The following is a 21,627-nucleotide window of genomic DNA, read 5'->3' on the forward strand; positions in this document are numbered from 1 at the left end:
CCTGCGCGATGAAGAAAATAGGCACTGCAACAACCGTTTATCCCGGCACCGATTATAATGGCGTCATACATATTCTCTGTTTTCTCTCACTCTTGGGTTATTGAAAATTGTAGCTCATTTGATCTAAAAGCAACGGAGCGATAAAGCATCATCACCCTCATATTTTTTTAGAACAATAAATGAGGTACAATCAAATAGATACAATCAATACTGTAGTTTCGGGGCGTAATGCAACTATTTAAATCAAACACATTTATCGATGATTTTTGGGGTGGAACTGCTGCTATGCTGGTGGCATTGCCTGCCGCTATCGCATTTGGGGTGACGATCTATGCGACGATTGGGGGGCATTATGCTGCCTATGGTGCAATAGCAGGGATATTGGGTGTTGCGGCCATAGGGTTGGTTGCCTCTCTTTTAGGGGGGACGAATCGTTTGATATCTGCCCCTAGCGCTCCGGCAGCGGCAGTTTTATCGGCTTTTGCTTTGGAATACATTGCGCAGGACGTTGCACCGGATTTGGTCTTTTATATGTTGATGGTAATCGCTTTTTTAGCCGGTTTATTTCAAATTATTTTTGGAGCGGTTGGGTTAGGACGATTAATTAAATACATGCCTTTTCCGGTTGTAAGCGGATATTTAAGCGGTGTCGGGCTCTATATTATCGCTGTACAAACCCCGATTTTCCTGGGCTTGCCACAAGGTGTCCATTTTTATGAAGCACTGCAGATTCCCACCATCTGGCAATGGCAAAGTATCGTCGTAGGAATAGGAACAATCGCTACGATGATGATTGCCGAGAGGTATTTAAAACTGATTCCGGCAGTCATTGCGGCATTGGTTGGCGGAAGTTCAATCTATTTCATCTCCGCTATGTTTGATCCGCAGCTCCTTGTCGCCAATAACCCCTTTGTCATCGGTGAACTCGGAGGAAACGACGGAATCAATTTTTTACAGACGTTGAGCGGACGATTTGATATGTTGCAGAATTTTAGATGGTCGGAACTCTCCATTCTCTTTTTTCCGGCGTTGACACTTGCGGCACTGCTTTCGATTGACACGCTGAAAACCTGTGTGATTCTCGATTCGATGACACACTCTTTTCATGATTCTAATCGAGAATTAATCGCCCAAGGTTCGGGAAACATCGTTTCAGCACTGATCGGAGGAATGCCGGGATCTGGAACCATGGGTGCCACGATGGTCAACATATCCAGCGGTGCGCAAACACGTCTGTCCGGCTTTATTGAAGGATCGATGGCCGTTATCGCATTTTTGCTGTTTGCGACGTTTATTGCTTGGATTCCGGTAGCTTCTTTGGCTGCGATACTGATGATTATCGGTTTTCGTATGATCGATAAACACAGCATCAAACTTCTTCGCACTCGTAAAACATCATTGGATTTTATCATCATCATTGCCGTTGCCGTTACGGCTCTCTTTGTGAGTTTAATCGCTGCAGCCGGTGTTGGATTGCTGCTGGCGATCGTTTTGTACATTGGACAGCAAATCGGGGCTTCGGTCATTTATCGCCATCAAGACGGAACAGAAGTTCGGAGCAGAATTATTCGTAGTAAAGAAGAAAATAATATTTTAAATGAAAATGGGAAGGCATTTTCACTGTATGAACTACATGGAAGCCTATTTTTCGGAACAGCAAATCAGCTTTATTCGATGCTTCAGGAAGATTTACGGCATAAAAAATACATTATAATGGACATGAAACGGGTTCAGACCGTTGATTTAACCGCCGCTCATATTCTCTTGCAGATAAAAGATATTTTGCATGACAAACAAGGTTATCTCCTCTTATGCCGATTACCCCATAAGCTTCCCAGCGGAGATGATTTAGAGAGCTATTTCAACCAAGTAGGTCTATTAAAACACTTGAGTCCGATCAAAGTCTTCGACGATTTGGATGATGCCGTTGAATGGGCTGAAAACAAGATAATTAAAAACTCTTTGATCGAAGAAAAAAAGGAAAGGCTCCTCTCGTTGAGTGAATTTGACCTTTTTAGGGGACGTAAAGAAGAGACACTCGCAGAGATCGAGAGTTTGGTAGAGAGCCGATCCTATAAAAAAGGGGATACCATCTATTCTGAAGGGGATGGAACCGGAGAAATTTTTCTGATTCGACGGGGAGTGGTGCGGATCATGTTGCCCTTTTCGGATCGAAAAAGTGTGCATCTCAGTACGTTGGGGCAAAATAATTTTTTCGGCGAATTTTCCTTTTTAGAAGGGGCTCCGCACTATACCGATGTCATTGCGGCGTCCGATACCGAATTGTATGTCATCTCACGCGAAGCATTTGAGCTATTCTCTATCCATCATAAAAAAGGGGCCTATTTATTTATGCAAAGTCTTGCAACCGTATTAGCGGAGCGGCTGAAGCTGACCCGATCCGAATTGGGGGCAGAATATGATGTTTAACTTTAATGTGACACCGTTTTATATTTCTATCACCATATAAACGTTATAATTTTTCCGTTTAGTTTATTACTAAAGGATTCGCTATTCATACTCACGAAATCAAAATAATCCTCTATAGTTTTATAGGACTTATCCTTTTCGGTGCGGTTCTCCTCTCTCTTCCGTTTGCACATCATGGAGAGTTACGCTTTATCGATGCTCTCTTTACTTCCACTTCGGCGGTATGTGTTACCGGTTTGATCGTAAAGGACACCCCCGTAGATTTTACCTCGTTCGGTCATATTGTCATCCTTACCCTGATCCAAATCGGAGGGCTTGGGTATATGACTGCGGTGACCTTTATGGCGGTGATGCGTAAACAAAAGATCAATCACAGAGATCGCCTGATCCTCAAAGAATCCCTTAATCACCCCGGTATGGACGGGTTGGTCCGTTTCATAAAAATTGTATTTGCTTCAATCATTATCATTGAAGCGATCGGAATGGTGATCTTAACTCTCCGTTTCTGGGTCGATATGCCGTTAGGAAAAGCGGCTTGGTTTGGAACGTTTCATGCGATTTCTGCGTTTAACAATGCCGGTTTTTCTCTCTTTAGCGATAATATGATGGGGTACCGTGGTGATTTCGTGGTTAATATTACCGTCCCTTTGCTGATTATTCTCGGTGGTTTGGGATATATGGTACTGCTTGAAATTTACAATTATCGACGCGGACAGCTATTGCGTATCTCAACCCATACAAAAATTGTTCTCTATATGAGTGGGGTCTTGATTCTTATCGGAATGGCACTGCTCCTCTCGCTGGAGTGGAATAATCCAAAATCATTCGGATCGTTAAGTACCTATGAGAAGATTTTAGCGGCATGGTTCGCATCCGTCAACTATCGAACTGCCGGCTTTAACAGCATCGACTTTTCCACTCTCACCGATGCGAACCTCTTTTTCTCTACCTTTTTGATGATGACGGGAGGAAGTCCGGGAGGAACAGCCGGAGGGATTAAAACGACGGTTGTGGCACTTGCCCTGATCGGTGTATGGTATACGCTCAGAGGTGATACGCACGCTCATATTTTTCGCCGTTCTATCTCACCCTATCAGATCAATAAAGCGTATGCCGTTATTTTTATTGCCTCCATCTATGTTGTCATTTCAACGATTATTTTAAGCGAAGTGGACCGTTTGCCCTTTTTGCGGATCTTGTTTGAAACAACCTCTGCGTTTGGCACGGTAGGGTTATCGACCGGAAACGGCGGTGTTTTAAGCTATAGCGCACTTTTTAGTGATGCGGGAAAACTTAACATTATCGTCTTAATGCTCATGGGAAGAGTTGGTGTATTTGCATTTACCATCATTATCGTCGGAAAAGCTCTGGAGAGCCGAATCAAATATGCAGAAGGAAAGGTTATTATATAAATGGATACATTTGCGGTTTTAGGTTTAGGGAAATTTGGATTTCACGTTGCCAAAGGGTTGGCACAACAGGGGCTGAGTGTTATTGCCGTTGATTTGGATGAAGAACATGTTCGGGACATCAACGAATACGTACAAGATGCCGTTATTCTCGATTCAACGGATATACGGGCACTGCGCGAAGCGGGAATCGGTAATGTCGATGTAGCGGTCGTGAGTATCGGAGAAAACATTGAAGCGAGTATCCTCACAGTTATGGCGCTCAAAGAGTTAGGGGTAGAAACCGTCATTGCCAAAGCGATTACGACCGTACACGGACAAATTCTCTCCAAACTCGGTGCGGCAAAGGTGATCTATCCCGAGATGGAATCGGCAAAAAAGATTGTTAAAAAAATGGTGCAGAATATGCATTACGAAACGATTGACCTCTCGATCACCATGAAAATTGCCAAGCTTACCGTCCCCTCTTTTTGGGTTGGTACTTCAATCCTCTCTCCAATATTCGAGGGGGAATACGAGGTTAAACCGATTGCCTATAAACATCAAGGCGTCTGGTACACTTCGTTCGAAAAAGACGATATTCTTGAAAAAGGGGATATTCTCGTCGTACTGGGTAACAGCGGACATATCGAAGCGCTCAGCAAAAAGGTGTGAGTTAGTCTATTTCTGCTAAAATTGCAAAAAAGTTTTAGGAAATATTTATGCTTCGTTTTGCCCCAAGCCCGACGGGAGATATGCACATCGGCAATCTCCGCGTCGCATTGTTTAATTATATTTCTGCTGTTCAACGTGAAGAGCCCCTCTTAATCCGTATCGAAGATACCGATAAAGAGCGTAACATTCCCGGTAAAGAGAAAGAGATTTTCGAGATTTTAGCTCTATTTGGGATAGAGTACCAAGAGCAACAACTCCAAAGTAACAACCTACGCTTTCATCGTGCAATGGCGCTTCAACTCCTTCAAGACAAAAAAGCATTCAACTGTTTTTGTACCCCTGAAACCTTAGAAGAAAAACGTGAAGCATCTAAAGAGGGAAAAGTCGCTTATCGTTATGACGGCGCGTGCGAAAACCTTCATCCCGAAGAGGTTATCGACAATCCCCTCCCCTTCACCATTCGTCTTAAAAAACCGGAGCATTCAATCACGGTAACCGACATTATCAAAGGTGAGAGCACTTTTGCCGCCGATGATATCGACAGCTTTATTTTAATGCGTGCCGATAAGTATCCGACGTATAATTTTGCCTGTGCGGTGGATGATATGCTCGCCGATGTCTCTCTCATCATCCGTGGAGAAGATCATCTCTCCAATACCCCTAAGCAAATGGCAATTCACGAAGCGTTGGGATATACTAAAAAGATCGAGTATGCCCACTTGCCGATTATCCTCGGAAACGAGGGGAAAAAGATGTCCAAGAGGGATGATGCCTCAAGTGTTAAATGGCTCCTCGAAGAGGGATTTTTACCGGAAGCAATCACCAATTACCTGATTTTAATGGGGAACAAACCTCCGTGTGAAATTTTTAACCTCAAAGAAGCAATCAAATGGTTTGATTTAAAAACTCTCTCAAAAGCTCCTGCCCGTTTTGATATTGATAAACTCAAATTTATTAACCGGGAACATTTACGAGGACTCGATCCAAAAGAGCTTTCGCGCTATGTCGGTTTTGCCGATGAAGAGATCGGGAATCTCGCAAAGCTATTTTTGGAAGAGGCAAGTACCCTTAAAGAGCTTCGTGCTAAAATCGGTGCAATTTTTGCCCCTAAAAATGTCCCGGATGAGTATCAGGAAGGATTTGATATCTTGCGTAATCTGACCCTCAAAGCTCCCCATTTTGATGATTATGAATCGTACAAAGCCTATTTGATAGAACACAGCGGTTTGAAGGGAAAAAGCCTTTTTAAACCGCTTCGTATTCTCATCGGCGGTGCAGAACACGGTCCTGAAATGAACGATTTATACACACATATCAAAAATTATCTCAAAGAGGTGGTCAAATGATGAGCGGCATTATCTCTGGATTGGGCGGAATCGTCCATTCTCTTCTTACCGTATACATATGGATTGTTATTATCGGAGCACTTTTGACTTGGGTACGCCCTGATCCTTATAATCCGATTGTTCAGATTATTTACCGTCTCACTCAGCCTGCTTACGCATTAATTCGTCGATTCATACCAACCGTGTTTAATGGTTTGGATTTAGCTCCGATTATTTTGATTGTCGCCCTAAATATCATTGATGTTATCTTGGTTAATGTCATTAATGCGATGGTTATGGCGTGAAGTATTCAATATCCCTAGCGGTACTGCTCCTTAGCAATGTATGGGGCGTTACCTTAGAAGATATTAGCAATAAGCCCGCTTCACGTGAAAAAAACTTTTTAATTTGGCAATATTTACAACAAGATATCAATGCATCCCAAGCGCAAGAGGCCTTTTATCAAGTAGACAATGTCAATCAACGCTTCTTATTCGATTACGCGAAAAAAACGGATGAAATCGAGATACGCTATACCTCAGAGTGCCTCCAAAAACCGGCTTCGGCGTTAATGAGCATCGAACAAGAAGACTGTCTTTATCTCGCCCTCACCCCGATGAAGGCAGAGTCATTACAAAGTTTTGAACGTGAACTGATCGCGATGCGGCTTGGTGAGCGTTTTGGTGATACCGCTTGGCTTAGAACCATGAACCATAACAACCATTTCACCCTTTTCAGTGATTTGGCACCTTCGTTAAAACTCTTTCTTATCTCAAGCCCATTGTATCGCCAAGAGCATTTCAATCACAATGTCGAGAATGAAACACTTGCTGAACTAAGCGCCATGCGTGGATTTAATCAGCTGGTTTATCTAAGCGCAACCGATCCGAAAATGGAAAAACTCCAAGCTTCTCTTGCCAATGTAAGCGGCGGAGCGTATGATGGACAAACCCATTTTTATCTGGGTATCAATGCCCTTAAATACAAACGCAGTGACAACGCTCTCTACCACCTCAAAGAAGCTAAACGTCAGGCCCTTTCTCCGATAGAACGGGACAAAAACAACTTTTGGATTTACCGTATCAATGGTGATGAAACGGCATTAAACGAACTTGCAAATGGCCTCGATATCAATATGTACACTTTATGGGCTAAAGAGCGTGTCGGGAAAGTGGCTGAAAACTATTTTACTACCCTTCCGACACCTGACAAAGGGGGCTTCAAAGGAGACAATCCGTTTGAATGGAATGCGCTTCACAAAGAGTTGGTTGCCACTCCCCCTGAAAAACTTTATGAGATCATTGAGCGCTATGACGGAGAAGACTCTTTAGCCGTTCAAGCCTATATGATTGAACGGATATATCAACCCTATATCCATAACTATACCATGCCATACGATCAGTATATGAATACGATCAAAACCGATCAAAAAGCTATGCTCTATGCCCTGATGCGACAAGAAACTCGTCTGATTCCGGGTTTAATTTCACGTTCATTTGCCCTTGGGCTTATGCAGATTATGCCTTTTAACGTCGATAGTATCTCTAAAATCCATCCGATGAAAATAAAATCGTATGATGATATGTTTAATCCGCAGTACAGTATCGCTTATTCAATCGAGCATATGAAACACATCGAAGCGACCCTTTACAATCCGGTACTGATGGCGTATGCGTATAACGGAGGGATCGGATTTACCAAACGGCTATTGCTCAGCGGAGCGTATTTCAATCCGGGCGAACATGAACCGTTTATGAGTATGGAATTGGTGGGAAATGCAGAGAGCCGCGAATATGGCAAGCGGGTACTTGCCAATTATGTAATCTACAAAAATATTTTAGGTGAGAAGGTATCGATAGCTGCTATTTTTGATACTTTAACACAACCTTCCCTGTCCGATTATTTTCGAGCTGAAGGGCTAAAGAAGAGTCAGCAACTGAGTCAAAGCGAATAAAAAAGTATTTATTCCAGTTGTTCTGAACCGGAATCAAAGTGCGTCTTGGATCGCTTTGATCCAGCTCTTCCAAGATCGTTGCTTTTTTACCGTTCAAAGTCAACGTATACCCATAAGTATTTAAATCCCATTTTCGAATATCACGATTGTCCCGCTCAAAATAGACTGCCGCGATAAAATATTCCCCATCTTTGTATTGGTCCGGGTAAATAGGGTTGAGATAGAGTGTTGACAGGATTGCTTTTGTCTCTAATGACAAGACAATGGCTCCGGTTCGAAGCTGTTCCACTGCACGTTCATGTGACGCATCCATTTTAAAAAGATCAAAAGCCCCTTTTTGAGAACATCCGCTGAAAGCCAATAAAGCGGCCATTGCTATCCAAGAAAATCGCATTTCTATCCTTTAGTCATCGAATAATCGCTATTATACGTCAAGAAGCCTTAGAAGTTTTTTCCCCAAACAGATCATTCTTCTATTAAAGAAAACGGATCCCTCCAAAGAGGAAGGGTCAACGTAAATAATGTTCCATCTTCAACGTTAGAGACCTCAATCATTCCTCCCATTTTGGTTCGTATGATCGCATACGACATATACAGCCCTATCCCGCTCCCTTTCCCCTCTTCTTTGGTAGTAAAATAGGGTTCAAAAATACGTCCTATCACCTCGGGTGCGATTCCTCCGCCGTTATCTTGAATACTAACCGCTCCGTAGGTATCATCTCCAAAAATACGAATCATGATGGCGGGATCGGGGGGATTTTTTTCGATCAAAGCATCCCGCGCATTATTCAAAAGATTGATTATTACCTGTTTGAATTCTCCCGTGGAGCCATAGACTTCCAATGCTCTCTCAGAATATTCAACATTGATACTAATGCGATGAGACTCAAGCATGCCGTATAACAGTTGAACCGATTGTTCAACCGCTTCATTCAAATCAAAGGGGCTGTTCTTCTGGTCAGGTTTAACGAAGTTTCGAAAATCTTCAATTGTCTGAGACATAAACTCAATCTGTTCCATCGATTCCGTAGTCATGGAGTGAAGGTAGTGTTGATCCAATCTTCCGCTTCTATGCGCATATTGGGTATCTTGTACAATGACACCGAGCGTGTTGAGCGGTTGACGCCACTGATGAGCGATATTATCAATCATTTCACCCATAGCAGCCAGTTTGGATTGTTGAAACAACATCGCTTTTTGGTACTCTATCTCACTTTCAGTGCGGTCGAGTTCTGATTTTAAGAGACGCTTTTGCTCTGATGAGCGCTTTATCTCTTCCATAAATTGCTTGGTATTACGGTAATCGATAAAGAACATTAACATTGAAAGAATAAATAGATAAGAGATCAATGGAATCTGGAAATATCCGATAGAAATATAGATATTGTACTGCCATGCAATATAGGTCACACCAAAGCTTATCCCAAACAATGCCATAAAAGAGAGGAGTATGCTCAAATAGCGTTTACGAACCATTAAAACCAATAAAATCACTGCGATTACAAACGATAAGAGAAGATTGAACCAAGGAAAAAGTGAAGGCTGAACCTTTAAATCATTGTTTAAAAGATTTTCGACCATAGTTGCGTGAAGATATACTCCCGGTAAAATCGTACCGTTAGCAGTTGTATGCCACGTATCCAATCCCAAGGCCGTTGTTCCGATAAAAACAAATTTATTTTTTAATATTTTGGGATCAATTTTACCGCTGAGCAAATCATAGGCTGAGACTCTATGATACGCTTCAAAAGAATAAAACGTCAACAGTGCGTTTGCATACTTATCTACTGAAAATCGGCTATTTCCGATGTTAAATTCAAAATCACCTTTCAATGATGAGATCGGATGGGTAGAAATAGAAATATTTTTCGATGCTACTGCCGCAATCCCCAGCGTTGGAATCAACTCATCATGATGACGCATAAACATGGATAACCGTCGAAATGTTCCGTCATTATCGGCTACGGCATGAATATGTCCTATCCCTTTTGAGCGTTGTTGATAAATCGGCAAACTGCATACCATTGCATCGATGTTTTCCAATTGTGCTGTTTCAATACGCTGATCTTGGATACGCGAAGGGGGAAGCAGGCATTCTTTGGGATGCATGCTGATATCACTGAAAACGGGAAGAATAGTATTCGACTGCATCAGTGCGTCGGATAAAATTTGATCGTTATCCAACAAAGGTTCTGGAAGTCCATCGACACGGATATCCAAATCAAAAAAATCTCGGTAAAACCTTTGGAGCGTATCCGGTGATGATCGATCTTTTTCTGAAAAAACAATATCCAAAACAACAGCCGTTGGTTTGGCATCACTAATCCGATTGATAAGTTCTGCGGTGATGACTCTGGGCCACGGCCATTGACCGAAAGCCTTCAGACTTTTATCGTCGATCTCGACAACAACGGTAGAATCAGGAGTATGGGATGGAGGAAAATCGCTGCTCAATTGATCATATATCTTGTAATCAAGCTGGCGAAGCAGAGGTGCATTCCACCAAAATAGGTAAAATAAACCCGTCAGTAGTAATGAACCCGCTGCAAAAATGAGAGATTTCACGATTAGCGAACGATCACTTCTACACGACGATTTTTAGGTTCCGGCACACCATCTTCGGTTGGAACAATGGGATCATTTTCTCCATACGATACCACACTGGTACGTTCCATATTGACGTTTCGCTCATGCAAAAACTTCTCAACGGCATGCGCACGTTCGAGCGCGAGTTCATAGTTTTTATCCGCATCTCCGTCACGATCGGAATGACCGATTATATCGATAGAGGCAGGATCATATAAAGCGATAGTTTTAATCAGTTCTTCTACCTGATCTTTCGATGATTGTGCTATTTCTGCCGTTCCCGGTTCAAAATAGAAGAGCGTTGATACCGCCTTACTCGGAAGATTCCCCAGTACGTCAGCGTATTTTTTATTGACACTATCGGGATCGAGCTTTTCAACATCGCTTGGTTTTTTGTCCGGTGCACTCAGGCTTGTCGCATAATAAGGCTGGTCTATTGTTACTTTACCTAATTGGGTTGAAACATCAATCGCATTATGGGAGGTATTGTTTTCAAGCAATATCACTGTAGTAGAAGGCTCAGAGGTGATAAACGGCAGGGACAAAATAAATGCACTCCAAATCAATAACGCTTCCATTATTCAACCTCTACTACAAATTTAGTTCCGCGAATTCCGACAACTCCTTGCGGTACTTTGAAACTTACTTTTTCAGGAGCCAATTTACCGATTCTGCCTGATTCAAATACTGCACTTCCTTTGTGAAGCGACAAATCAAAACGGAAGGCTTTTTGAGAAGGGGCAAAGAGATAATCATCAATCTCCAAAATACTTTTTGATCCAATGGATATACGGGTTCCATCATTAAATGATAGTCCGGTTCCCCCTTTTTCTTCCGTCTGTATTACATCATGTGAAAAGAGTTTTTCCCCTTTTTTGGCAGGGTGAATTGTATTTTCTCGTTTGATGCTGACATCACCTTTGAGACTTTTAATAAATGCAACCGATTCTTGTGCCTGAGCAGACAATGCAAGCGTCAAAACGAGGGCAAAAACTTTCCATATCATTCAATCTCCTTGATAGCGTAGAGGGGGGTGTTTTTCTTCGAACAACTTTATCGTATATCGACTTACAATCCATTTTAATCAATTGTTTCACTTCTTTAGAAAGTTTAAAATGAACCTAGACTATAATATCCCTAATTTTACGTGAGGGTTATTGATTTGAAAAAACGTTTAGCAGTTGCATTCACAGGTCCCTCAAATAGCGGCAAAACTACCTTGATCCTCAAAGTAGCGCGAAAATTGATCCATGAACACAATTTAGAAGTCGCTATCATCAAAAATGATCCGAAAGACAAAGCTCAGTTTGATGTTCCGGGAAAAGACAGCTACAAATTCAGTGATACGGGAGCCGAGGTTATCGTCACCTCCCCTACCCGTACCACCTATTTTTCGCAACGTCACAAAGAGTTAGACGAATTAGTTTCGCTTTTCGGTGAGTTTGACGTATTGCTCGTTGAGGGGTTGAAAAATCTTCCGCTTCCGCGTATCAGTATCTTTCGAGGGCACATCGATACCGACTACTTTCCGTATATGAACGCTTTAGCGATCGATGAGAGTATAGATACGGCGCATTATGATATTCCTCATGGAATAGACATCCTCGATCTCAACAACCCCGATCAGGTGATCGAGTGGATTTTAGCTCACGCAAAGGTTATAGAATGAATGTTATTTTAGAAGCGATCCAAAAAAGCGCTATTCGGATTAAAAACGCCATTGATGTTAAAGATATCGGCTACTCTCAAGAACAAAACAGCTCCGGTGAAACTCAGCTTCAACTCGATATCCAAAGTGATTTGATTATCGAAGAGGAACTGAGCCGTGTCGAAGGTGTTCATACGATTGCCAGCGAAGAGAAAGAACACCCGATGGTGCTCAACGAAAACGGTCACTATTTTATTGCCTTTGATCCGCTGGATGGTTCATCTCTTGTCGATGTTAATCTCAGTGTCGGATCAATCTTCGGTATTTATGAGGGTGAATTTACTCCGAGTAAAATGGTCGCGAGCTGTTATGTCGTCTATGGACCGCGTGTTGAGTTGGTATTTGCGGATGAGCATAATGTTTCTCTCTATCTGCTTCAAAACGGTGAGTTTGAGTTTGTTAAACATATTCAACTGAATGAAAAAGGGAAAATCAATGCACCGGGCGGAACGCAACAATGTTGGGCTCCTTTTCATAAAATCATGATTGACAGTTTCTTTGCACGCGGCTATCGCCTCCGCTACTCCGGCGGTATGGTTCCCGATCTTCATCAAATCCTCCTCAAAGGGGGCGGTTTGTTCAGTTATCCGGGCGCAAGTGATAAGCCGGAAGGGAAACTTCGAATGTTGTTTGAAGTATTCCCTTTCGCCTTTATTTTTGAAAAAGCCGGTGGAAAAGCGATCGACGGTACAGTACGTGTTCTAGATAAAGAACCTAAACACGTTCACGATACCAGCCCCTGCTTTTTCGGTTCAAAAGATGAAATTAATGAGGTTATGAGTGTCTATGCCGGACAGCAATAATGAATATGAAGAACTATTGGATGAAGCCATAAAAATTCTCCAAGAGTGCCAACAAGAGCATGATTTAAGCAGTTGCTATGTGTGTGAAAAATGTATCGGTTGCGAAATCCGCACCAAATACATTCGAAGTGTGTATGAGAGTATGTCCAAAGGTGAAACCGGCGGGTTTGATTTTTAATACAACGATTGAATTTCTTAAGGATAAAAAACAACAATGAAGAATTACATTACGACTCCTATCTACTACGTCAACGGCGAAGCCCATATAGGTCATGCTTACACTACGTTCATTGCAGACACACTTGCACGTAATTCACGTCTAATCGGAAATGAAACCTATTTTCTCACCGGAACGGATGAACACGGTCAAAAAATCGAAGAAGCGGCTAAAAAACTGGAAAAACCGACGCAACAATTTGCGGATGAGATCAGCGCAACGTTCCGTACTCTTTGGGACGAATTTGAAATTAGTTATGATCAGTTTATCCGCACAACCGATGCATCGCATAAAGTAGGCGTTCAAGCCGCATTTCTTAAGATGTTTGAAAACGGCGATATTTACAAAGATTTTTACGAAGGAAACTATTGCGTCAGCTGTGAGACCTTCTTCCCTGAATCTCAGCTCATGGAAGGCGGATGTTGTCCTGATTGTGGAAGAGCAACTACAATTCTCAAAGAAGAGAGCTACTTTTTCAAACTCTCCAAGTACGAAAAACCGTTGTTAGAATATTATGAAGCCCATCCAGAATTTATTCTCCCGAAATCACGCCGTAATGAAGTGATCAGTTTTGTCAAAGGGGGTCTTAACGATCTCTCCGTCACCCGAACCAGCTTTAGCTGGGGAGTACATCTGCCTGAATCACTTAATGAGCCGCGCCACGTTATGTATGTATGGCTCGATGCACTCATGAATTATGTTACCGCACTTGGATACGGTTCGGATGAAGCAAAAATGGAATTTTGGCCTGCAACAACTCAGCTTGTCGGTAAAGATATTCTCCGTTTTCATGCGATTTACTGGCCGGCATTTTTGATGAGTCTCGGATTGCCTTTGCCGCGCCATATCGGTGCACACGGATGGTGGACACGTGATGGTGAGAAGATGTCAAAATCCAAAGGAAATGTCGTTGACCCACGCGAAGTTGCCAAACACTACGGCGTCGAAAACTTCCGCTATTTCATGATGCGTGAAGTACCGTTCGGTCAAGACGGAGATTTCTCACAACGTGCCCTGATTGACCGTATGAACTCCGATCTCTCTAACGATTTAGGGAATCTTCTTAATCGTATCATCGGGATGTCTGAAAAATACTCCGATTTTGTGATCAACAGTATCGATGTAGAGAAATATCATGCTAAAGAGCTAAATGACGCGCATGCCATCTTAGACTCTTTGGAAACCTATTTAGGTGAATTGCAGCTTCACCGTTACCTTGAAGAACTGTGGAAAGTGTTTACCATCGGCAATAAAGCGATTGAAGAGCATGCACCTTGGGTTAAGATCAAAGAGGGACGCAATGATGAAGCACTCGCTACGGTTGCCTTGGTCGCTAACCTGTTGGCTAAAGCATCAGTAATGCTCAACTCTATCATGCCGAATACCACAGCGACAATTGCCGATGCACTCGGATTTGAGATTACAACTGAGAGTTATAACCGTCTCATCCTCAATAAAGGACTTCTGGAAACCTTTACAATCAAAAAAATCCCTCCACTTTTCCCGCGTGTGGATGAACCGTTGATGCAAGAGGCTCCAAAAGCGATGATTGATGAAGCACCTAAAGCAGAGCCGAAACCTAAAATGGAAGATAAAAAAGAATCTACCGTTTCCGAAGACGGTCTTATCACTATCGACCAGTTTTTCCAAACCTCGATCAAAATCGGAACTGTTTTGGATGCCGAAGAGGTCCCTAAAAGCTCAAAGCTCCTAAAGCTCAAAGTTGATTTGGGTGAAGAGTCAGCGCGACAAATTGTTGCGGGGATTCGAGAATACTACAGTGCCGAATCGCTCGTTGGAACTCAAGTATGTGTTGTTGCCAACCTCAAGCCGGCAAAATTGATGGGTCTTCTCTCTGAGGGGATGATTCTAGCGGCAAAAGACGCGGATGGGCTTTGTTTGGTTCGACCTGAAAAACCACGCTCATGTGGAAGTTCGGTTGGATGAGACTTGAGAATATCCTCGCACTGAGCAAAGGGACTCTTTTAGGAGATCCTTCGATCAGCCTTTTTGAAAGTGTCGTCTTTGATCCTTCCAAAGTAAAGCGTGGATCTTTTTTTATCGCTTATTCGCCGGAAGATATCCCTGAAGCGCTCCAAAACGGTGCGTATGGCGTTATGTTCGATAAACCGACCCAAATCAGCGACAGTGAAATCGCTTGGATTAAAGTTGACAATATTGATTTGGCACTGAAAAAACTCCTCCGTTTTTATCTCCTCGAAAAAGAGCTTCAGGTATATGCCTGTGATCCGATCACACTCCATCTCTCCTCTATGATTTCCACTCCGTCCAATTTTTGCAATGTTGAGGGATCGATGCGCGAGATTTGGGAAAAACTCTGGCCTCTGGAAAAAAAATCAATCGTCTTGTTTTCCCCTGCCCTCACCGATGCGGATATCTTTATTGAACACTCTCAACTTATCCGTGCTCAAGAAAAAACGATTACGATTATCGAGCAAACCCTCTTTGAAACCTCGTTTATCCACAATGATACCTTTTATGAACGGCAGATGCTCTCACCGTTCTTTATTCCGTATCTCGAACATATTCTCTTTTTTTATACCTTTTTGCGGATTCCGTTTCAGATACGGGGATTTAGTAAAATGGGACATTTTATCCCTGTCTTTACCAATTCGCGTTTAGAGAGCAAAGAGTTCGGCAGCAGTGATCGTGTCGTTATTTTTGAACCGCTTTTAGAGCTGATCGATGAGCAGATCGATTTTCTCGATGCTCAGGCCGCTTGGGCAAAAATTATCTATTTGATACCTGAATCGATGCGATCTTCCCTAACCATCGGGATAGAAAATATCTTTTTTTACCGCTATCCTGAAGAAGTTTTGTCCATCTTGCAATCCAAAAGCTTCCATTTTGCCCTTGTCGCAGGGGTAGATAAAGGGATTTTAAATCCGTCACGTTCGGCTATGAAACAGCTCGAACTGCTATTTTAGACTCTATCAGATAAAAATCTATTTTGTTTCCATAAAATAAAAACGTTTTTCTTCAAAAATACTAATACACACATCAACTACTTCGGCATCCAATCTGATTCCCCGCTCTTTTAGAATCGCTTCTAATGCCGCGTCAATCCCTAATGCCGGCCGGTAAGGACGATGAGAAGCCATTGCTTCGACAATATCAGCGATGGTAAGAATACGTGCTTCTAAAAGTATATTATCGCCTTTTAGACCAAAAGGGTAACCTGAACCGTCCATTTTTTCATGGTGTTGCTGAATAATTGTAGCAACCGGCCATGGAAATTCGATCCCTTTGAGTATCGCATACCCTGTTTCCGGATGGGTTTTTATCATTAAAAACTCAATATTGCTTAGTTTGGTAGGTTTACTCAATATCTCGGCAGGTATTTGAATTTTTCCAACATCGTGAATCTGTGCCGCCAGACGCAACCCTTCGATTCTCTCATGTCCCATTCCCATCTCTTGAGCAATAGCACATGCGAGTGATGCGACCCGTTTTTGGTGACCTGCCGTATAAGGATCACGCATCTCAATCGTTGTGGCGATAGCGGCAACGGTATCGATGAGTAAATCCGCAATGGTTTGTTTATTTCGAAGCAGTGTTTCTTCGGCATTCACGCGCCATTTTTCTTCTTCAAAATTTTTCAAAGCAAATGAGATATCACCCACCATCTCTCGGAGCAACGTACGTATCTCTTCATCAAAAAAATCTTTTTGATCGGAGCAAAAAGTCAAGATACCACATGCCGATCTCTCATTGCATAAGCGAAAATTGGCGAACGATCTGATGCTGTATTTTTTTCCAAGATCATGACAGATTGTTAGATCGGCAGCAGGGTCATCAATATCATTAATAATAAGATCAGAATTGTCTTGAAGCCCCTCACGGTAAAAATTCCCTTTTTGGTTTAAAAGTGTTTTCAGATCAGCAATAAATTCCTCGTTTCCTCCACCCACGGATTGAAGCTCAAACTCTTCCGTTCGAGGATTGAAAGTAGTGATCCAACAATAATTAAACTTTCCATTCTCAATCGCAACCCGACAAATTTCATCAAATAACTCTTGCGGTGTTTCTGAATAGACAATTGCCTGATTGGTAAAACTAAGAGCGCTATAAAGCTCTTTTTGCCGAATCAAACGCTCTTCATTGGCTTTTTCTGCGGAAATATCCGTTGCTGTACTGATATAGCCTGTAATTACGTCATTCTCAATGATCGGTGCGACTTCTCCTAATATCCATACAAAACTTCCATCTGTTTTTTGAAGATGAACCTCTCCTGAAATCGGGGCGTCAAGCAAACATGGATCGTCTATACCTGTAATCTCCTGCCATTTTTTATTGGCATAAATGCATTGTCCCTGAGTATCGGTTCGTATGATTCCGATGGGTGCAACAGAGGCAAGGGTTCTAAAAAGTGATTCACTTTTGGAGAGTGATTCGAGTGTTTTCCGTTTTTCGGTGAGTATGTTGACACGCTCAATACCACGGCGGATCGCCGGCAATAAACGGGTAAAATTTTGTTTTAGGATAAAATCCTGAGCCCCTTCTTGCAATGCCATAACAGCCATCTCTTCACTGATCTTACCCGAGATCAAAATAAACGGGATATCAAGATCAAAACTGTTAAAAAGTTTTAACGCTTCCATCCCGCCAAATCCGGGGATGATAAAATCAGAGAGGACGATATCCCATGAATCATTTCGCAACGACTCTTGCATCTTTTCGGCGGTATCGACACGAAAAAGGGTAACTTCCCATTCCCCGCGCCTCAACTCTCTCTCAAGCAATAGTGTGTCATCTTCAGAATCATCAATAACCAAAACGCGCAGTAACTCTTTTTCCATGAATTTTATACCTCTGCTGATTCGTTGGTCAGTAGCCAATACATCCCGATTTGGGTAACGGTCTCGATAAAGGTATCAAAATTGACGGGCTTGCGGATGTAGCTGTTAGCACCCAGATCATAACCACGCACAACATCCTCTTCCTGACGTGATGAAGTGAGAATAACGACAGGAACTCGCTTGAGAATAGGATCATGTTTAATCGCTTCGAGCACTTCGAATCCTCCAATTTTCGGAAGTTTTAAATCAAGCAAAATAAGTCTTGGATGATCTGCGGTATTACGTCCTTCAAATTCCCCTTTCCCAAATAAAAAGTCCAATGCTTTAGCGCCGTCTTCTGCAACTATCACATTATTAATAACATGCCCCTTTTTTAGAGCCCGCAGGGTAAGCATTACATCATCAGGGTTATCTTCCACCAGTAAAATGTATTGATTGATCATGATTTGTCCTCCGTGTGTTTATAGGTTGATTCACTAAGTCCCAAAACAAAAAAGAAAGTAGACCCTTTTTCGATCTCACTCTCTGCCCAAACGCGGCCAAGATGCCGTTTGATAATCCGGTACACCATAGCCAAACCGATCCCGTTACCGGCAAATTCCTCTACCGTATGAAGACGTTGAAACGGTTTGAATAATTTATCCACATACGACATATCAAATCCTGCACCGTTATCTCGGATGAAAAAAACTTTTTCACCGTTTTGTGTCATCGATCCAAATTCGATTGTAGCGGTAGGATGCTGCGAGGTATATTTCCAAGCATTCCCCAGAAGATTATCCAAAGCAATGTGCATGAGATTTGCATCGACATAACCGTTCAAGTCATTCCCGATAATAACTTCAACATGCCGTTCGGGGTTCTGTCGTACTAGTTCCGAGATAATTTGACGTGCTATAACGCCTAAATCGATCGTAGAAGGGACCATCGAAGTACGGGTTTGACGGGAGAGCTGAAGCAGATCATCGATCAGCCCTCCCATCTTTTGACTGGCCGAGCGGATACGGGAGAGATAATCTTGCGCCGTTGCGTCAAGCTTACTACCATAGTCTTCGAGAAGTGCCTGAGAAAATCCATCCGTCGCACGCAATGGGGATCGCAGATCGTGTGAAACCGAATAGGTAAAGGCCTCCATCTCATCGTAAGCACTTTGAAGTGCGGCTGTACGCTCCACTACTTTGCGCTCCAATTCGGCATTGAGAGTATGTATTTGATCTTCCGCACGTTTTTTTTCTGTAATATCTCGAACAATTTTCGAGATACCAATAATCTCTCCATTTGAATCTTTAATGGGTGAGAGGGTTACGGAAACATCGATGTTAGAGCCATTATTGGCGATAAATACCGTTTCAAACTGTTTAAATGAAGCTCCATCTACAATTTGATGCGTGATTAGATCTTCTTGTTGCACCCAACCGCCCTGATAAAGAATCATAATAGGGTTACCAATAATCTCTTCGGCTGTATAACCGAAGAGTTTTTCGGCTGCGGCATTCCATGACAAAATCATCCCATCAAGCGATTTTGTCATAATGGCATCCGTAGAAAACTCAACAATACTAGATTGTATTTCTCGACTAATAAAATTTTTGTTCTTTTCTGCAATAAAACGGATAAAATAGAGAAGGACAAATAACAATCCTCCCAAACGGATGAAGTGCCAATACCACCAATAAGATTTCCAAATTGCCGAATTTTGAAAAAGAAATGCAGCACTCCCCAGCATGATGGTGAGGCCAATAAAATAGAGGTCTTTCGGTTCTTGCTCCATACGGTAGTAACGGATAAAAGAGTATGCCGCTGCAAAAAATAAAAAGCCGGATAGATCATTTAAGACAATTTCACTTGTCGAGAAATTGCCATTAACAATTGCAGATGGAAGTATTTCACTATTAAAGAGTAAAAAGATTGCAATACTTAGTGTGGCTATAGCTGTTACGATAGGTATGCCATAATAGAGGGAACGGGAAACTTTTTTTTCAGGAAGAAATACACTAAGGAAAAGGATACTCCCCAATAATAGCCCAATCGTATGCAACCAAACGAAAAGTGAACCGGGAAGGCTGATAGCATGAAATAATTCGAAGATACCCATCGCAATAAGGGCAATGGAAGCAAAATGATAACGGCTTAAATATTGGGAGTCATTGTCAAATTTAAAAAGAAAAAAAGCGAGAAAAAGGGCAATAATAGAACCGGAAGCTTCCACTGTAGCATGAATAGGAACACTTTGTTTTGAATTAGAAAAATCGAGTAACCATACCCCTATACTGCTTAAGATCAATATACCGATCCATACACCGATAAGGTAAAAGATAATATTTTCTTTTTTCATCCTCAAATCCTATTTGAGTAGCTTTTATGATATTACATTATTCAATGTTAATATAAACTTGGAAAGAAAAATTTAATGCATCATCTGTGTACGCTTCAATTCTTTACGCAGTTCTCGCTCATTTTCCAAAATACTCCGTACCAAAGCATGAAAATCACGTGAATGGTTCATATGGCGTAAATGGGCTAATTCGTGAACAATAATATAGTCGATATGCTCATACGAGAGCTGCATCATCATCGTATTGAGGGTTACAATCCCCTCGCTGCTACAGCTCCCCCATCGCCGCCGCATCTTTTTAAACCGTATCTCTTTGGGGTGTAAATTCATCTTTCGAGCATAATGCGATACACGTGAAGGGAGTGTTAAAAGTGCCTCATTTTTGTAGAAATGATGGTAATATTTTTCAATATCAATGGTGTTTTTAGCTTTTTTTAGTCTTTCGGACAAATTTAAAAACTGAGTGATTGGTAGACATTCTCCTCTGAACCGGATGGTTTCACCAAGGGTATGATAGGTCATTGTAGCGGATGCTATTACAGATATTTTAGAGCGAATCCAACTTTCTCTCTCACGCAAAATCATCCGTATCCGTTTTTCATCTTTGATCGGAGTCCGAATACATACCTCACCGTTATGGGTGATCGTGATATACGTATTACGGTTCCGGGGACGGTAGTGGATCGTTATGGGTGACGTGTAAGAATCAAACATACTCTATTGGATCAACCGCTCCGGCACGTTCAAAGCCGCGTAAGCGCAATCGACAGCTGTCGCAAACTCCACATGCCCTCTCCTCGCTTTGATAACAGCTCCATGTCAAATGCAATGGTGCACCGAGAGCTAATGCTTCTTGTACAATCTGTGATTTTTGTAAACGGACAAGAGGCATTTCAATCGTCACCTTCGTGGAATCTTTGGTCCCCAGATTTGCCGCTTTGGTAAATGCTTCGATAAAAGACTCACGACAGTCAGGATAGCCGCTGCTGTCCTCTTCGACAACTCCGATGGCAATGGCAGAACACCCCTCTTTTTCGGCAATTGCCGTAGCGATAGAGAGAAAAATACCGTTTCGAAACGGTACGTAGGTGATTGGAACCCCCGCTTCGATCCCACCCGTAGGTACATCGATACTATGATCCGTCAGTGCCGATGCCCCGATGGTTTTAAAAAAATCAAGATCGATCTCGTATTTTTCACGCACCTCTAAATCATTGCAGATAGAACGAAAAGATTCAAGCTCTTTATCCGCCGTGCGTTGACCGTAATTAAAATGGAGTGCTACAATTTCGTAGCCGCGTGAGCGCATGATGTAAGCAACGAGGGTTGAATCCATCCCGCCGCTCATAATACAAAGTGCTTTTTTAGTCATAATGATCCCTTTCA

General features: G+C 42.3%; 20 protein-coding genes. 11 read left to right on the forward strand and 9 right to left on the reverse strand.

Annotated elements, in window-relative coordinates; genetic code table 11:
* The first annotated feature begins 228 nt into the window (after window positions 1-228).
* The 6 genes from A3G19_RS00110 to A3G19_RS00135 all read left to right on the forward strand — a co-directional run bounded on the left by A3G19_RS00110 (window position 229) and on the right by A3G19_RS00135 (window position 7,772).
* Window positions 229-2,430: an SLC26A/SulP transporter family protein gene (locus A3G19_RS00110; RefSeq protein ID WP_294869913.1), complete on the forward strand. Its 2,202-nt coding sequence runs from the start codon at window positions 229-231 to the stop codon at window positions 2,428-2,430.
* A gap of 131 nt (window positions 2,431-2,561) precedes the next feature.
* Window positions 2,562-3,842, forward strand: coding sequence for a TrkH family potassium uptake protein (locus A3G19_RS00115; RefSeq protein ID WP_363921159.1), 1,281 nt, complete (start codon window positions 2,562-2,564; stop codon window positions 3,840-3,842).
* Window positions 3,843-4,493 (forward strand): TrkA family potassium uptake protein, encoded by a 651-nt coding sequence (locus tag A3G19_RS00120; RefSeq protein ID WP_015653598.1) that lies wholly within the window; start codon window positions 3,843-3,845, stop codon window positions 4,491-4,493. It begins immediately after the preceding gene.
* Between the two features lie 47 nt (window positions 4,494-4,540).
* Window positions 4,541-5,839 carry a glutamate--tRNA ligase gene (gene gltX / locus A3G19_RS00125; RefSeq protein WP_294869915.1) on the forward strand — a complete coding sequence of 433 codons (1,299 nt, stop codon included), beginning with the start codon at window positions 4,541-4,543 and terminating at the stop codon, window positions 5,837-5,839.
* Window positions 5,836-6,123, forward strand: coding sequence for a YggT family protein (locus tag A3G19_RS00130; protein ID WP_015653600.1), 288 nt, complete (start codon window positions 5,836-5,838; stop codon window positions 6,121-6,123). The genes gltX and A3G19_RS00130 overlap by 4 nt, the downstream gene beginning before the upstream one ends.
* Complete coding sequence (locus tag A3G19_RS00135) at window positions 6,120-7,772, forward strand: transglycosylase SLT domain-containing protein (protein WP_294869917.1); 1,653 nt, start codon at window positions 6,120-6,122, stop codon at window positions 7,770-7,772. The genes A3G19_RS00130 and A3G19_RS00135 overlap by 4 nt, the downstream gene beginning before the upstream one ends.
* Here the strand turns inward: A3G19_RS00135 and A3G19_RS00140 are convergent.
* The 4 genes from A3G19_RS00140 to A3G19_RS00155 all read right to left on the reverse strand — a co-directional run bounded on the left by A3G19_RS00140 (window position 7,681) and on the right by A3G19_RS00155 (window position 11,364).
* Complete coding sequence (locus A3G19_RS00140) at window positions 7,681-8,166, reverse strand: hypothetical protein (RefSeq protein ID WP_294869919.1); 486 nt, start codon at window positions 8,164-8,166, stop codon at window positions 7,681-7,683. The two genes, A3G19_RS00135 and A3G19_RS00140, sit on opposite strands and share 92 nt — an antisense overlap.
* A 71-nt stretch (window positions 8,167-8,237) precedes the next feature.
* Window positions 8,238-10,337: a CHASE2 domain-containing protein gene (locus A3G19_RS00145; protein WP_294869921.1), complete on the reverse strand. Its 2,100-nt coding sequence runs from the start codon at window positions 10,335-10,337 to the stop codon at window positions 8,238-8,240.
* 2 nt (window positions 10,338-10,339) lie between these two features.
* Window positions 10,340-10,936 (reverse strand): OmpA family protein, encoded by a 597-nt coding sequence (locus A3G19_RS00150; RefSeq protein WP_294869923.1) that lies wholly within the window; start codon window positions 10,934-10,936, stop codon window positions 10,340-10,342.
* Entirely contained in the window at window positions 10,936-11,364 is a 429-nt protein-coding gene (locus A3G19_RS00155; RefSeq protein ID WP_294869925.1) for a FecR family protein, read from the reverse strand. Before A3G19_RS00155 ends, A3G19_RS00150 begins: the two co-directional genes overlap by 1 nt.
* A 156-nt stretch (window positions 11,365-11,520) precedes the next feature.
* Between A3G19_RS00155 and mobB the strand changes: the two genes are divergently transcribed.
* The 5 genes from mobB to A3G19_RS00180 are packed head-to-tail and all read left to right on the forward strand — an operon-like array spanning window position 11,521 to window position 16,034.
* Complete coding sequence (gene mobB, locus A3G19_RS00160; protein ID WP_294869927.1) at window positions 11,521-12,027, forward strand: molybdopterin-guanine dinucleotide biosynthesis protein B; 507 nt, start codon at window positions 11,521-11,523, stop codon at window positions 12,025-12,027.
* The gene (locus A3G19_RS00165; RefSeq protein ID WP_015653607.1) at window positions 12,024-12,869 is read left to right on the forward strand and encodes a class 1 fructose-bisphosphatase; all 846 of its coding nucleotides are present in this window, start codon (window positions 12,024-12,026) and stop codon (window positions 12,867-12,869) included. The genes mobB and A3G19_RS00165 overlap by 4 nt, the downstream gene beginning before the upstream one ends.
* Window positions 12,853-13,047, forward strand: a complete 195-nt coding sequence (locus A3G19_RS00170) for a hypothetical protein (RefSeq protein WP_015653608.1) — start codon at window positions 12,853-12,855, stop codon at window positions 13,045-13,047. Before A3G19_RS00165 ends, A3G19_RS00170 begins: the two co-directional genes overlap by 17 nt.
* 36 nt (window positions 13,048-13,083) lie before the next feature.
* A complete protein-coding gene (gene metG, locus A3G19_RS00175; RefSeq protein WP_294869929.1) occupies window positions 13,084-15,033 on the forward strand; it encodes a methionine--tRNA ligase in 1,950 nt (649 codons plus the stop codon).
* The gene (locus tag A3G19_RS00180; protein ID WP_015653610.1) at window positions 15,030-16,034 is read left to right on the forward strand and encodes a hypothetical protein; all 1,005 of its coding nucleotides are present in this window, start codon (window positions 15,030-15,032) and stop codon (window positions 16,032-16,034) included. The genes metG and A3G19_RS00180 overlap by 4 nt, the downstream gene beginning before the upstream one ends.
* A gap of 18 nt (window positions 16,035-16,052) precedes the next feature.
* Here A3G19_RS00180 and A3G19_RS00185 read toward each other — a convergent pair whose 3' ends face one another.
* From A3G19_RS00185 to queC, 5 genes are all read right to left on the reverse strand, one after another.
* The gene (locus tag A3G19_RS00185) at window positions 16,053-17,906 is read right to left on the reverse strand and encodes an HD domain-containing phosphohydrolase (RefSeq protein WP_294869931.1); all 1,854 of its coding nucleotides are present in this window, start codon (window positions 17,904-17,906) and stop codon (window positions 16,053-16,055) included.
* A 5-nt stretch (window positions 17,907-17,911) separates the two neighbouring features.
* The gene (locus A3G19_RS00190; protein ID WP_294869933.1) at window positions 17,912-18,349 is read right to left on the reverse strand and encodes a response regulator; all 438 of its coding nucleotides are present in this window, start codon (window positions 18,347-18,349) and stop codon (window positions 17,912-17,914) included.
* Window positions 18,346-20,241, reverse strand: coding sequence for a PAS domain S-box protein (locus A3G19_RS00195; RefSeq protein ID WP_294869935.1), 1,896 nt, complete (start codon window positions 20,239-20,241; stop codon window positions 18,346-18,348). The genes A3G19_RS00190 and A3G19_RS00195 overlap by 4 nt, the downstream gene beginning before the upstream one ends.
* A 72-nt stretch (window positions 20,242-20,313) precedes the next feature.
* On the reverse strand, window positions 20,314-20,955 hold the full coding sequence (locus A3G19_RS00200; RefSeq protein ID WP_294869937.1) for a SprT family zinc-dependent metalloprotease: 642 nt from the start codon (window positions 20,953-20,955) through the stop codon (window positions 20,314-20,316).
* Complete coding sequence (gene queC, locus A3G19_RS00205) at window positions 20,948-21,613, reverse strand: 7-cyano-7-deazaguanine synthase QueC (protein ID WP_294869939.1); 666 nt, start codon at window positions 21,611-21,613, stop codon at window positions 20,948-20,950. The genes A3G19_RS00200 and queC overlap by 8 nt, the downstream gene beginning before the upstream one ends.
* Between the last annotated feature and the right edge of the window lie 14 nt (window positions 21,614-21,627).

The sequence above is a fragment of the Sulfuricurvum sp. RIFCSPLOWO2_12_FULL_43_24 genome, assembly GCF_001829605.1.
In the GTDB taxonomy this organism is placed as follows: Bacteria; Campylobacterota; Campylobacteria; order Campylobacterales; family Sulfurimonadaceae; genus Sulfuricurvum.

What these genes read in the sequence shown, in the direction of transcription:
- metG (WP_294869929.1), top strand. Translation starts at nt 13,084, where the DNA reads ATGAAGAATTACATTACGACTCCTATCTACTACGTCAACGGCGAAGCC.
- A3G19_RS00185 (WP_294869931.1), bottom strand. Translation starts at nt 17,906, where the DNA reads ATGGAAAAAGAGTTACTGCGCGTTTTGGTTATTGATGATTCTGAAGAT.
- A3G19_RS00140 (WP_294869919.1), bottom strand. Translation starts at nt 8,166, where the DNA reads ATGCGATTTTCTTGGATAGCAATGGCCGCTTTATTGGCTTTCAGCGGA.
- A3G19_RS00155 (WP_294869925.1), bottom strand. Translation starts at nt 11,364, where the DNA reads ATGATATGGAAAGTTTTTGCCCTCGTTTTGACGCTTGCATTGTCTGCT.
- A3G19_RS00130 (WP_015653600.1), top strand. Translation starts at nt 5,836, where the DNA reads ATGATGAGCGGCATTATCTCTGGATTGGGCGGAATCGTCCATTCTCTT.
- gltX (WP_294869915.1), top strand. Translation starts at nt 4,541, where the DNA reads ATGCTTCGTTTTGCCCCAAGCCCGACGGGAGATATGCACATCGGCAAT.
- A3G19_RS00165 (WP_015653607.1), top strand. Translation starts at nt 12,024, where the DNA reads ATGAATGTTATTTTAGAAGCGATCCAAAAAAGCGCTATTCGGATTAAA.
- A3G19_RS00195 (WP_294869935.1), bottom strand. Translation starts at nt 20,241, where the DNA reads ATGAAAAAAGAAAATATTATCTTTTACCTTATCGGTGTATGGATCGGT.
- A3G19_RS00150 (WP_294869923.1), bottom strand. Translation starts at nt 10,936, where the DNA reads ATGGAAGCGTTATTGATTTGGAGTGCATTTATTTTGTCCCTGCCGTTT.
- queC (WP_294869939.1), bottom strand. Translation starts at nt 21,613, where the DNA reads ATGACTAAAAAAGCACTTTGTATTATGAGCGGCGGGATGGATTCAACC.
- A3G19_RS00110 (WP_294869913.1), top strand. Translation starts at nt 229, where the DNA reads ATGCAACTATTTAAATCAAACACATTTATCGATGATTTTTGGGGTGGA.
- A3G19_RS00120 (WP_015653598.1), top strand. Translation starts at nt 3,843, where the DNA reads ATGGATACATTTGCGGTTTTAGGTTTAGGGAAATTTGGATTTCACGTT.
- A3G19_RS00170 (WP_015653608.1), top strand. Translation starts at nt 12,853, where the DNA reads ATGCCGGACAGCAATAATGAATATGAAGAACTATTGGATGAAGCCATA.
- A3G19_RS00180 (WP_015653610.1), top strand. Translation starts at nt 15,030, where the DNA reads ATGAGACTTGAGAATATCCTCGCACTGAGCAAAGGGACTCTTTTAGGA.
- A3G19_RS00190 (WP_294869933.1), bottom strand. Translation starts at nt 18,349, where the DNA reads ATGATCAATCAATACATTTTACTGGTGGAAGATAACCCTGATGATGTA.
- A3G19_RS00200 (WP_294869937.1), bottom strand. Translation starts at nt 20,955, where the DNA reads ATGTTTGATTCTTACACGTCACCCATAACGATCCACTACCGTCCCCGG.